The sequence below is a fragment of the Paenibacillus sp. 2TAB23 genome, assembly GCF_052115165.1.
Lineage (GTDB): Bacteria > Bacillota > Bacilli > Paenibacillales > Paenibacillaceae > Pristimantibacillus.
In genome coordinates this window covers 290873-303728 of record NZ_JBFRGD010000001.1, presented here as the reverse complement: position 1 = coordinate 303728, position 12856 = coordinate 290873, and the positions used below count along the sequence as shown (strand labels likewise).

The following is a 12856-nucleotide window of genomic DNA, read 5'->3' as shown; positions in this document are numbered from 1 at the left end:
TTTAATCCGATGGATATTGTACAAATGCTTGTCGTGCTTGCGGTGCTCGTGCTTCTGGTTAAGCCGCTTGGCACTTATGTCTATCATGTGTTCTCCAATGAGCAGAACCGACTGGACCGGGTATTCGGCGGCACCGAGCGGCTTATCTTTACATTAATCGGTGTTCATAAGCGTGAGGGCATGGGCTGGAAAAAATATGCGCTTAGCTTTATGGCTACTAATCTGATATTGGTCGCGTTCAGTTATGTAATATTGCGGCTGCAAAATGCGCTGCCCTTTAACCCGAACGGTATGGGAAGCATGGAGCCGACGCTTACGTTCAATACGGTAATCAGCTTTATTACGAATACGAATCTGCAGCATTACAGCGGCGAGAGTGCCTTGTCCTACTTCTCTCAAATGGCGGTCATCATGATGATGATGTTCACGTCAGCTGCAACGGGCTTCTCGGTTGCGATTGCATTCGTCCGCGGGATAACGAGCAAAGGGAAGACGCTCGGAAACTTCTTCGAGGATTTCGTCAAAGCGCACACGAGAATTTTTCTCCCTCTTTCTTTCATCGTTACGCTCGTTCTCGTTGCGCTGCAGGTGCCGCAGACGCTTGATCCGACGTTGACCGTCAAAACGCTGGAAGGCGCCATGCAGCAAATTGCGATTGGCCCCGTTGCGTCGCTCGAATCAATAAAGCATCTTGGGACGAACGGCGGCGGTTTTTTCGGTGTCAATTCCGCCCATCCATTCGAGAATCCAAACCCGCTTACGAATGTGATTCAAATCTTGTCGATGTGGGCGCTGCCTGCAGCATTGCCTTATACGTTCGGTCTTTTTGCCAAAAACAAAAAGCAGGGCTGGGTCGTATTCAGCGCAATGATGTGTCTGTTCCTCGTCTTCCTGAGCGTTGCTTATACGTCTGAGAAAACAGGAAATCCGGCGATGAGCGCGCTTGGCATCGATGCATCTCAAGGAAGCATGGAAGGCAAGGAAGTCAGATTCGGCATTGCCCAGTCAGCCTTGTTCACGGCCGTTACGACCGCAGCCACGACGGGCACGGTCAATAATATGCATGACACGCTGACTCCGCTCGGAGGATTGGTGCCGCTTGGTGAAATGATGCTGAACGTCGTATTCGGCGGCAAAGGCGTCGGGTTGATCAACATGCTTATGTATGCCATTCTTGCCGTATTCATATGCGGCTTGATGGTAGGACGAACGCCTGAGTTTTTGGGCCGCAAAATAGAGCCGCGGGAAATGAAGCTCATCGCTGTAGCCATTCTCGCGCATCCGTTCATTATATTAGTGCCAACCGCAATTGCGTTCATGACGGATCTCGGGCATGGCGCGATTACGAATCCAGGCTTTCACGGGATAAGCCAGGTGCTGTATGAATTCACCTCCTCCGCGGCTAACAATGGCTCCGGATTCGAGGGATTAGGCGACAATACGCCGTTCTGGAACATAAGCACCGGCCTCGTGATGCTGTTTGGCCGCTATATTTCGATGATTGCGATGCTCGCTGTAGCAGGCTCGCTCATGCGCAAACAGACCGTTCCCGAGACGATCGGAACCTTCCGAACGGACAATAAACTGTTCGCGGCCTTGTTAATCGGAACCGTGCTTTTAATCGGTGCTCTGACCTTCCTGCCGGTCATTGTGCTTGGTCCAATCGCAGAATTTCTAACACTCCGCTAACGGATGAGGTGAACGATAATGAATCGAAACAAGACGAATTCCGCGTTGTCTGCCGGAGCGCTCAAGCAGGCAATCCGCGAGAGCTTTATTAAGCTGAATCCAGCTGTCATGATCAAAAATCCGGTTATGTTTGTCGTTGAAGCAGGGACGCTTATCGTACTGCTAATGATCGTATTTCCTCGGTTATTTCAATCGCAGGATACAATGGGCTTCAATATCGCCGTGTTTTTCATTCTGTTATTTACGCTGCTGTTCGCTAACTTTGCGGAGGCAATCGCGGAGGGCAGAGGCAAGGCGCAAGCAAGCTCGCTCAAAAAATCGAAGCAGGACATGAGTGCGAATAAGCTGGTTGGCGAAGCCGTTACAGTCGTATCGTCAACGGAGCTCCGCAAGGGAGACATCGTCATTGTGTCGCAAGGCGAAATGATACCGGGTGACGGAGAGGTCATTGCCGGGCTTGCTTCCGTAGACGAGTCCGCGATCACTGGCGAATCTGCTCCTGTCATTAAAGAGGCAGGCGGTGATTTCAGCTCGGTAACCGGCGGGACACGTGTAGTCAGCGACCAAATTAAAGTACGCATGACAAGCGAGCCGGGACAATCTTTCATTGACCGAATGATTGCATTGGTTGAAGGCGCCAAACGCCAGAAAACACCGAACGAAATCGCGCTGAGCACATTATTGATCAGCTTGACGATCATCTTCCTGATTGTTGTCGTCACGCTTGCGCCTATCGCGAGCTACCTCGGCATCGAGCTGGAAATTCCGATTCTGATTGCGCTGCTTGTTTGTTTGATTCCGACGACGATCGGCGGATTATTGTCCGCGATTGGCATCGCCGGCATGGATAGAGTCACACAGTTCAACGTACTGGCGATGTCAGGCAAGGCGGTTGAAGCGGCAGGCGACATTAATACGATGATTCTTGATAAAACAGGAACGATTACCTTCGGCAACCGGATGGCCAGCAATCTTGTGCCGGTAATCGGGTGCAGCATCGAGACCTTGTCGGAGTGGGCAGCCATCAGCTCGCTTATGGACGAAACGCCTGAAGGGCGCTCCGTGCTGGAATGGGCAAAGAAGCAGGGAATGAGCTATGATTCAGCGCTTGCGGCAGGCGGAGAATTCGTCGAGTTCAAGGCGGAGACTCGAATGAGCGGCATGGATCTAGCTGATGGCAGACGCGTTAGGAAAGGCGCAGTAGATGCGGTAAAGAAATGGGTTGCCGCGCAAGGCGGCGACATCCCTGCCGATTTGGAGCAAATCTCGAATACGATCGCTACTTTAGGCGGTACTCCGCTTGCCGTAGCTGTCGATAACCAGTTGTTCGGCGTTATCTATTTGAAGGATACGGTAAAGCCAGGCATGAAGGAGCGATTCGACCAGCTCCGCGAGATGGGGATCAAAACGATCATGTGCACGGGAGATAACCCGTTGACGGCTGCTACAATCGCCCGCGAAGCAGGGGTAGATGATTTCATCGCAGAAGCGAAGCCCGAGGATAAAATCGCGGTCATCCGCCGCGAGCAAGCAGAAGGGAAAATGGTAGCGATGACGGGGGACGGTACGAACGATGCGCCTGCACTCGCCCAAGCCGATGTGGGCCTTGCCATGAATAGCGGAACGATCGCTGCGAAGGAGGCGGCCAATATGGTCGATCTCGATTCCGACCCTTCCAAAATTATCGAAGTGGTCGCCATTGGCAAGCAGCTGCTGATGACAAGGGGTGCGCTCACTACTTTCAGTATCGCGAACGACATCGCCAAATATTTTGCCATCATACCGGCGATGTTCATGCTCGCCATTCCCGAGATGGGCGTGCTTAATATTATGAATCTGGGCTCACCGCTCTCCGCGATTTTGTCGGCGCTAATATTTAACGCGATTATTATTCCGCTTCTCATACCGCTTGCCATAAAAGGCGTAGCGTACAAACCGATGAGCGGCTCGAAGCTGCTAAGCCGAAATGTATTCATATATGGCCTTGGCGGCGTGGTCGTTCCGTTTGTCGGCATTAAGCTCATTGATTTTGCCGTCCATTTGTGGATTTAATTCTATCTTATGAGAGAGAAGGCATGACGAAATGAACGATTATAAAAATGAAGATCCACGGCCCTCTAGGCTATCGGCCATCACGGTTCCTTTACGCATCAGCGTGTTGTTTATGGTAATATGCGGGATTATTTATCCGCTAGTAAGCACGGGAGCAGCGCAGCTGCTCTTTCCGGGCCAAGCAGCGGGAAGCTTAATAAAAGACCAAACGGGACAGGTGGTTGGTTCAGAGCTGATCGGACAAAGCTTTAAGGACCCGAAATGGTTTCAAGGCCGCGTATCGAGCATCGAATATAACGCTGCGGGTTCGGGCTCGAACAACTTCGGGCCTTCGAATCCAGCTTTAATCGAGCGTACTGCCGCGTCCATTGAAGCATGGAAGCAGCAGAACCCGGACGTCCCGGTTTCAGAGCTTCCGATTGCACTCATTACGAACTCGGGCTCTGGGCTCGATCCGCATATTACGCCGCAGTCAGCACGGGTGCAAATCGCCAGAATCAGCAAGCTGACAGGCGAGCCGGCCGACGTGCTGAAGCAGCTTGTTGAGAAGCATACGGAGGGCAGGGACCTAGGCGTGTTTGGCGATGAGCGGGTCAATGTGCTGAAGCTGAATCTCGCTTTAGCCGTACTTTTGGGAGTATAGCAAGATGGCTTCCTTTAGGAAGAAAACACCGGAGGAGCTGCTGCTGTCCATTGCCAAGCTGCATCAGGGACGGCTCAAAATACTCGTCGGCTCCGTAAGCGGCTCGGGGAAAACCTACCATATGCTTCGAGAAGGATTGCAGCTGAAGCAGGAGGGAATTGACGTCGTGCTGTGCGCGCTGCCAATGCCTCAGAGCGAAGATACGATTGCGCTTGCAGCTCCCTTTGAGCAGGCAGCTCTGAATGTGGAGACACTCGCTGCGCGCAATCCGGAAGCGGTACTAATTGATGGATTGGCTCATCTGAACGAGGAGGGTTCTGAATTCCGAACGAGGCTGGAGGAAGTCCTGTYTCTGATCGGACGCGGCATAAGCGTGGTGACGACGATTAATGTCTATGAGCTGGAAGGCATCGATGAGGAAGCGTTCAGATGGACTGGCGTCCGTCCGCTGGCTACCGTTCCAGCGAATACCCTTGAGCTGGCGGATGAGGTTCGTTTAATCGATGTATCGCCGGAAACGATGCTGCAGCGTTTTGAGGAAGACAGGCTGAAAGGCAGGCCGAAGCCTGCAATCGCGCAGCGCGGGAATTTGGCGGTGCTGCGCGAGCTGGCGCTTCGCCTCGTTGCGGAAGGCGTGAACGGATCGCTGGAGAAGCATCGCGAGGAGCTTGGGCTCTCCGGTCCTTCCGGAGCATCGGAGCGAATATTGGTGACCGCGCAATACCATTGGAACGGTTCTTTATATGTAAGAAGAGGAGAGCAGATTGCTAGAAGGCTGGGCGGCGATGTCGTTGTTGTGTCGTTCATGCATCCGCACCGAAAGCTGACCAAGGACGAACAGGCGTTTAAAGCTTCTATTAAAAAGCTGGCGATTAAAGTAGGCGGCTCATTCGAGGAGCTTCCGCTTCATAATCGGCGCCGGTTGTCTGCAGAGTTAGCATCGTATGCGGAGGAGCAGCATGCAACCCGCATCGTCATGGGTCATTCAAAGCAGAGCAAATGGCAGCAGCTGAAGCAAGGCTCCGTTGCGCTTGGCTTGCTGTGTAGGCTCAAGCAGGTCGATTTGTTTCTTATGGCCGACCGTGCGGAGCATGAAGGGGAACGCATATTGCCGGTCAAGCACAGGCGCGATGCTGCCAAAGGGTTGTTTCGCAGAGTCAGTCCGGATCAGAGGGAGCAGCAAGCAAAGTCCATTCGCAGGGGACATTTCCATTTGTTTATCGGTGCTGCACCCGGTGTCGGAAAAACATACCGAATGCTGGCCGAGGCAAATCTGCTGCTGCAGAAAGGCGTTGACGTTGTGATCGGTTTAGTCGAAACGCATGGCCGCGAGGAGACGTGGAGGCAGATTGGCGGGCTTCCCGTTATCCCTCGCCAAGTGATTTCGTATCTCGGAACGAAGCTTGAAGAGATGGATGTAGAGGCGATCATTCGCCGAAACCCGGATGTTGTGCTTGTGGATGAGCTGGCGCATACGAATATGCCTGGGAGCGTAAGGAAAAAGCGGTATGAGGATGTCATGCATTTGATGGATAGCGGCATATCCGTTATCTCAACCATGAATGTGCAGCATATTGAAAGCCTAAATGACGCGATTGAACAAATTACGGGAATTCGCGTTAGAGAAACTGTGCCTGATGCGATCATTCGCTCCGCTAATCAGGTGGAGCTGATTGATGTGACACCGCAAATGCTGCAGCAGCGCATGAGGGACGGGAAAATATATGACCGGAATAAAGTAGAGCAAGCGCTCGCTGCTTTTTTTACGACCGGCAATTTAATTGCATTGCGGGAACTCGCCCTGCGCGAGCTTGCCGATGATGTGGACGAACGGCTGGAATCATGGGACCGGAATCAAAGCCTAAGGGGGCCGCTGCGCAGGAAAGAAGTTATTTTCGTTGGCATAGAACTGCAAGAGGATGCGGAACGGTTGATCCGTCGCGGATTCCGTATCGCGAATCGCCTTAAGGCGCAGTGGCATGTGCATCATGCACAGATCGGCCAGTCTGGAGATGCCGATTCGATAAACAAGCTCAAGCATTTGACGGAACGGCTTGGCGGTATATTCGAGCTTTCACATGCCGAGAGCCGCAGGCATATTGCAGGAACGCTGCTTACAGCAGCGAAACGGGCACACGCTACGCAGCTTATTGTCGGGCAGCCCAGAGGGTTGGGATGGCAGGCAAGATGCTCCGGCTATATTGTTCCTAAGCTGCTTCAGGGCGCCCGTCATTTGGATCTTCTCATCGTAGCTAGACGCATGGCAGTCAGTCACCATTAAAAAAGGAATATCGCGAAGCGGAGTAATAAGACCCGCTTTCGTGATATTCCTTTTGCTTCTTATCAAGCTTCAGTTATTTCGATCCAATCCTGGGACCATATTTGAATTTCACGGATGATCGGCTCAAGGGCACGGCCCTTCTCCGTAAGTGAATATTCTATGCGAACGGGTATATCGGGATAAACATGCCTATCGACAATACCTTCGTTTTCGAGATCCTTGAACCGCTCTGACAACAGCCTGCCGCTGATCGGAAGCGCAGATTGAACGGCGCAGAATCGCTGAGGGCCGGACAGCAGCTGGAATATAATTAGGCCGGTCCAACGTTTGCTGACAATGTCCATTCCCCTCTGAAATCGAGGGCAAAGGGTAGATTGTTCCATGAGTATCACCTCTTTTATCTTCTCTTTAGTATAACCTCGATATCTTATTTATACAAGCACACCTGAATAATGTTAATTACTTGACTATCCTTAGTTATGAAATTATAATTAGTTACAAATAGTAAGTGGAATGCAAGGAGGCCATACCGTGAAGCCATTGTTTTTAGCCCATGGATCACCGATGCTCGCAGTCGAGCAGAATGCATATAGCCAGTTTCTCCAGCAGATTGGAGCCAGCCTGAAACCGGACGCGATTGTTATTTTTACGGCTCATTGGGAGACCGAGGCTGTAACCATTTCTTCCAAGGATGATGAGTATGAAACGATTTATGATTTCTATGGTTTTCCCGATGAACCGTATCAGGTCAAATACCCAGCCAAGGGCTCTACGAAAGTGGCAGAACTTGTTGGTCGTTTGCTGAGCGAACAACATATTCCAGTTGCATATGATACGTCAAGAGGACTTGACCACGGATCTTGGACGATGCTGAAGCATATGTTTCCGAAGGCGGATGTTCCGGTCGTGCAAGTATCGGTCAACCCTGATCGTACGGCGGCTGAACAGTACCGAATCGGAGAAGCGCTGAGGAGCCTGAGCACGCAAAATATATTGCTGATTGGCAGCGGCGTAACCGTTCATAATTTACGGGCAGTGAAGTGGGGCCAACAGGAGCCGGAGAGCTGGGCCGTCGAATTCGACGATTGGTTAATAGAAAATATGAATAATCATGATACAAATTCTCTATTTCAGTATGAAGAGAAGGCTCCTCATGCTAAAATGGCTGTACCTCGCGCTGAGCATTTTGTTCCTTTATATATTGCACTTGGAAGCGGCAGCCCCTGCGAAACGCCGAAAGTCATTTATAGAAGCTATGAATTCGGAACATTGAGCTACTTATCTATGCAATTTTAATTCCATATCTATCAAGAAAAGGTGAACGAATATGATAAAACCCAATATTGCAGCAATCATTAAAGATAAACTAAAACGAACGCAGTCCGGCAACGAAGATATCTACGTTATTGGACCGGTCAAGCTTCCCGTTGAGCTTGATGGTGAAACCAAGATGTTCCATTGGTACAGCTGGCTTCGCAAGGAAGCAGGCGAGGAAATGTCTCCCGAGCAGCTGGTAGAGGATTTGAATCGCTTCTCCTATGCGGATCTGCAGCAATCAAGCGTTCTCGTATACGGAGATTTTGATCATAGCGAGGATGCATTGATTCGGATGCACAGCATTTGCCACACCGGTGATATATTCGGAAGCGCAAGATGCGACTGCGGCTTTCAATTGAAGCAATCCATGCGGATTATTACCGAGCATGGCACTGGGGCGTTGTTTTACCTGGCTAACCATGAGGGCCGCGGAATCGGCTTGTTCAGCAAAGCGATTGCCTACCTGCTGCAGGAGGACGGGCTCGATACGGTTGACGCGAATACGGAGCTTGGCTTCGCAGATGATGCCCGCGATTACAGCGATGCCATTGCCGTGCTGAAGCTGCTTCGCGCTTTGCCGGTATCGATCATTACGAACAATCCTCGAAAAGTGGAAGCACTGCGCAAATCAGGCTTGAACGTTGCGGGAAGGGTTCCGTTATGGGGCAACTCTTCCGTCTATAATGAGAAATACCTGCATACCAAAATGAGCAGATCAGGCCACTTCGGCCAAGAGCCTCAGACTTTGGTGAAATAATGATAAAATAACCGTACTGTGGCAGCCGCTGGCTCCATTGTGCGGTTTTTTTTTTGTGAGAACATTTGGAGGCGCTGAAACGTCTATTACATATTGATCGATAAATCGTAAGCAAGGAGAGGATGGATGAATGTTGCAAAGGTATGGTCATAATAGATACAGGAAAAGCAATGCTTGGTTTGCTGGGGCGGTCGTTGTTGCTCTGTTGTCTTTGACTGGATGCAGCTTGTCCCCTTCATCGAGTAACGTCAAGCCGGATATACAGGTAACGGATGAAACCCGCAACGAACAGCAAGAACAGCAAGAACAGCAAGAGCAGCAAGAGCAGCAAGAACACCAAGAGCAGCAAGAGCAGCAAGAACAGCAAAAACAGGTTGATCAGCAAGCGCTGCTGACAGCGTTTAAGCTTCAGCTCAAGGAGGCTGCGGATGCCTCCGAGCTTGTTGCCTATATGGGCGATAATATGAAGAAAGCGGAACAGACAACAGCGGATGCGATGCTTCGCGGCCTTTTTGATTATTATGATGCACATCTAACTGAAGCACAGGATGCTTTTTTTGAGCCGGATGTGCAAGAGGTGCTGACAGCGGTGACATGGCCGATAACCAATGCGAGCGTCGAAGCTATACCAGACGAAGAGGTTAAGGTGCTGGTCCAGCAAGCATATGCCGGCGGATATAAGCTGGAATCGGTAGAAGGCTCCATTTATCCAGTCGTTGATTACAGGCATTGGAGTGGAATTGGACAGCTGCTGTCGGATCAGCTTCGTGACTACGTCGAGCTAATGGCCTTGGAATCGGATGAAGCGACAGCCAAGGATGGCGGGCTCCATATTACGTGGGATGAGCTTGCGTCACGAGCTCTGCTTGCCGAAGCATTTATCCTGGAACATAAGGATTCGCCCGAACGCGAAGAGGTACAGAACAAATATGTGAACGGGTACATGATGATGTATGTGAACGGTTTGCCTAATTCAGCTGTTCATGATGCACAGTCGTATCGGCTGCTGGAGGAAGTAAAGAACAGCTACCAAGCGACAATAGCATCAGCGCCAGAGTCGGTTACAGCCCGATTGACGAAATCATTTGTAGAAATTCTAGCGAAGCATGGCGATCTAGTCATGGAGGAAAAAAACGGGGAAGCAGCCGAAATAGCGGATGTGAAAAACTTCCGCAAAGACTTGCCGCAACATGCGGAAATGCTTCTAAAATAGCCAGAAAACGACAAAATTATTTTGCGTTCCGGTTCCTTTTCAAGTATGATGAGAAAAAATGAACTCATGTTCAAATTAAAGGAGTAACAACGCATGCAATCAAAAACAAGCCATTGTAAAATTGTTGACTGCACGATCCGCGATGGCGGTCTCGTGAATAACTGGGATTTCAGTGTCGAGTTCGTTCAGCATTTGTACCAAAGCTTGAACGAAGCCGGCGTCGATTATATGGAAATCGGCTATAAAAACTCGCCGAAGCTATTGAAAGGCGCTGAAAGCGCAGGCCCTTGGCGGTTCCTGAACGATGATTTTCTGAAAAAAGTGATCCCGAACAAAGGGAATACAAAGCTTTCCGCGCTTGTTGATATCGGTCGTGTCGATGAGAATGACATTTTGCCGCGCAGCGAGAGCCTGCTCGACTTGATCCGCGTAGCCTGCTACATCCAAGATGTAGACAAAGCGCTTGAGCTTGTTAAAGTGTTCCATGACCGCGGTTATGAAACGACGCTTAACATTATGGCACTCTCTAACGTCATGGAGAATCAACTGATCGAAGCTTTCGAGCTTATTAACGATAGCGTGGTTGATGTGGTTTACGTTGTAGATTCTTACGGCAGCCTGAAGCCGAACGATATGAGCTATCTGGTTGAGAAGTTCCGTCAGCACCTGCCGAACAAACGCTTGGGCGTTCATGCGCATAACAATCTCCAGCTTGCATTCGCGAATACGCTGCTTGCTGCGGAGAAGGGCGTTGAGCTACTGGACGCTTCCGTCTACGGCATGGGCCGCGCTGCAGGCAACTGCAACACGGAGCTGCTGGTAGCCGAGCTTCAAAATACGAAATACAATATCCGTCCAGTTCTGGATATGATCGAGAAGTACATGGTGCCGCTTCGCGAGAAAGAAGAGTGGGGCTACATCATTCCTTACATGATCACAGGTATTCTGGATGAGCACCCTCGCTCCGCTATGGCGCTGCGTGGTTCTGCTGACAAAGACAAAGGCGTGGAGTTCTACGACCGCCTTACTACGCCTGAGATCGCTCACGGCAAATAAATATTGAAAAGCTCCGGGAAATTCTCAAATGAGATTCCCGGAGCTTTTTTTGTCGTACGATTAGTCCTCAAGCAGCTCCCCGTCTCCGCGGATGGCGGCCGCTAGATGCGGCTCATTGGGGTGGAAATAGCCATGTCCGCGGAAGGTTTGTCCGGTGCTTGCGACAGCGGTAAGCGCGATGCCGATATCTTCGCTTCGCCCGAACCTTGCGAGCAGCTCGCGATCACCGACGCCGTTAATATCTACATACCACAAGCGGTCTCCGTATTCCGTTACGCGAACGAGCTCGGCCGAGGTGAAGGAGAGCTGAATGGTTTGCTGCTGATAAGTTATTTCTAAAGCCAATAATTCAAAGGTTTCCACAATCCTGTTCCTCCTGCTATGCAAGCTTGATGCCGCAGCCTCTCGGGCTTGCGCATGTCTGTTAACGATTGTAAGGTTATGAGCCTCATTATGCAACCTTCCTTATCCATTATTCGTCAGATTAGGAAATACAAAGATAAGGGGCTGAAAGAATGAAAGAGGGTCATTCGTTCAACAGGGCATCAACCCGCAATAAAAGAGGCTATCTCTGGCATGCGATACTCATGCTTGCGATGCTTCTCTTGCTCAGCGCATGCTCATCCGCCGGCAACAATGATTCAACCGGCAACTACGATTACGCAGGAGACACGAGCAGCAGCGCAGAAGCACCGACGAAGGACATGAGTTCCAAGAATGAGGACCGTTCGTTAAGCGAGGAGCCTGCAAGAGAGAAAGAAGGCGGCAAGCGAAGCTATAACGATCCGGATAAATCGGTGCAAGCAGGACAATTAACGGCTGGAGAATGGGATGATTTGGCGGCATGGGAGAGCTTCGGCAACCTGCTTAACAGCCAGGAGGGCGACTCCAGCATGAGGCTTTGGCAATTTTGGAATTTCCACCGGCTTGAAGTTATCGTTACGGCAAGCGGAAAGGCAGTGGCAGATGCAAGGGTGGACCTTCTCGCCGGCGGCCAATCGGTGTGGCAGGCACGTACGAATACGGAAGGCAGAGCGTTCGTCTATGCCTCATTGTTCGACAGGGATACGGCGAATAGCGGCTCGTTTACGGTGAAGGTACAGTCTGCCCAGGAATCCAAAACGACGCAGAAGCTGGATATCCCGCAGCAGGGAAGCATTAAAGTCGATATAGGAAAAGGGACTGCGTTATCCAAGCAGGTTGATGTGATGTTTGTCGTGGATACGACGGGCTCGATGGAGGATGAACTGAATTATTTGGAAGCGGAGCTAAAGGATGTCGTGAACCGCGTATCGCGTGAGCATGCCAATCAGCTAGATATAAGAATCAGCGCTAACTTTTATCGGGATCGTTATGATGATTACATCGTTAAGCCGTATCCGTTCACAACGGATATCAACGAAGTGACGAGCCAGTTCGGCAAGCAGAAAGCAGAGGGGGGCGGCGATTTCCCCGAGGCGGTTGATCAGGCGCTGCGCGATGCGGTACATGAGCACAAGTGGAGCGAGGAAGCGAGGACAAGGCTGCTATTCTTGGTGCTTGATGCCCCGCCGCATGACGAGGAGCAGGTCATTGACGAAATAAAGAAGCTGACGAAGGATGCCGCGGCGCAAGGCATACGGATTATACCTGTAGCATCAAGCGGCGTAAGCATCGATACGGAGTATTTGATGCGCTTTATGGCGGCGGCGACGGGCGGGACATATTTGTTCCTCACCGACGACAGCGGCATCGGGGGCGACCATCTTGAGCCTGCTGTAGGGGAATATGAGGTTAAGCTCTTGAACGATTTGCTCGTTGAGGTTATTAATCGGTACGTGCAGCAATAAAAAAAGGGCCATTCGCAAG

Annotated in this window: 11 protein-coding genes; 9 read left to right on the top strand and 2 right to left on the bottom strand. The window is 50.9% G+C overall.

Going from position 1 to position 12856, the window contains the following annotated elements; translation table 11 throughout:
* Positions 1–9: 9 nt before the first annotated feature.
* Genes kdpA through AB4Z29_RS01315 form a run of 4 tightly spaced genes read left to right on the top strand, consistent with a single transcriptional unit; the run spans position 10 to position 6665 of the window.
* Positions 10–1689, top strand: a complete 1680-nt coding sequence (kdpA, locus tag AB4Z29_RS01330) for a potassium-transporting ATPase subunit KdpA (protein WP_441941363.1) — start codon at positions 10–12, stop codon at positions 1687–1689.
* Between the two features lie 18 nt (positions 1690–1707).
* A complete protein-coding gene (gene kdpB, locus AB4Z29_RS01325) occupies positions 1708–3741 on the top strand; it encodes a potassium-transporting ATPase subunit KdpB (RefSeq protein ID WP_441941362.1) in 2034 nt (677 codons plus the stop codon).
* A gap of 31 nt (positions 3742–3772) precedes the next feature.
* The gene (kdpC, locus tag AB4Z29_RS01320; protein ID WP_441941361.1) at positions 3773–4384 is read left to right on the top strand and encodes a potassium-transporting ATPase subunit KdpC; all 612 of its coding nucleotides are present in this window, start codon (positions 3773–3775) and stop codon (positions 4382–4384) included.
* A gap of 4 nt (positions 4385–4388) precedes the next feature.
* The gene (locus tag AB4Z29_RS01315) at positions 4389–6665 is read left to right on the top strand and encodes a histidine kinase (RefSeq protein ID WP_441941360.1); all 2277 of its coding nucleotides are present in this window, start codon (positions 4389–4391) and stop codon (positions 6663–6665) included.
* 62 nt (positions 6666–6727) lie between these two features.
* Here the strand turns inward: AB4Z29_RS01315 and AB4Z29_RS01310 are convergent, their stop codons facing one another.
* A complete protein-coding gene (locus AB4Z29_RS01310) occupies positions 6728–7048 on the bottom strand; it encodes a winged helix-turn-helix transcriptional regulator (RefSeq protein WP_441941359.1) in 321 nt (106 codons plus the stop codon).
* A gap of 148 nt (positions 7049–7196) precedes the next feature.
* Here AB4Z29_RS01310 and AB4Z29_RS01305 point away from each other — a divergent pair, with 148 nt between their 5' ends.
* From AB4Z29_RS01305 to AB4Z29_RS01290, 4 genes are all read left to right on the top strand, one after another.
* Positions 7197–7961 (top strand): DODA-type extradiol aromatic ring-opening family dioxygenase, encoded by a 765-nt coding sequence (locus tag AB4Z29_RS01305; RefSeq protein ID WP_441941358.1) that lies wholly within the window; start codon positions 7197–7199, stop codon positions 7959–7961.
* Between the two features lie 31 nt (positions 7962–7992).
* Positions 7993–8739 (top strand): GTP cyclohydrolase II, encoded by a 747-nt coding sequence (locus AB4Z29_RS01300; protein WP_441941357.1) that lies wholly within the window; start codon positions 7993–7995, stop codon positions 8737–8739.
* A 130-nt stretch (positions 8740–8869) separates the two neighbouring features.
* Entirely contained in the window at positions 8870–9952 is a 1083-nt protein-coding gene (locus tag AB4Z29_RS01295) for a hypothetical protein (RefSeq protein ID WP_441941356.1), read from the top strand.
* 93 nt (positions 9953–10045) lie between these two features.
* Positions 10046–11008: an aldolase catalytic domain-containing protein gene (locus AB4Z29_RS01290; protein ID WP_441941355.1), complete on the top strand. Its 963-nt coding sequence runs from the start codon at positions 10046–10048 to the stop codon at positions 11006–11008.
* Between the two features lie 60 nt (positions 11009–11068).
* Here AB4Z29_RS01290 and AB4Z29_RS01285 read toward each other — a convergent pair whose 3' ends face one another.
* A complete protein-coding gene (locus tag AB4Z29_RS01285; protein WP_441941354.1) occupies positions 11069–11371 on the bottom strand; it encodes a hypothetical protein in 303 nt (100 codons plus the stop codon).
* Positions 11372–11523: 152 nt separating this feature from the next.
* On the opposite strand from AB4Z29_RS01285, the gene AB4Z29_RS01280 reads away from it, so the two are divergent.
* Entirely contained in the window at positions 11524–12837 is a 1314-nt protein-coding gene (locus AB4Z29_RS01280; RefSeq protein ID WP_441941353.1) for a VWA domain-containing protein, read from the top strand.
* The last annotated feature ends 19 nt before the right edge of the window (positions 12838–12856 follow it).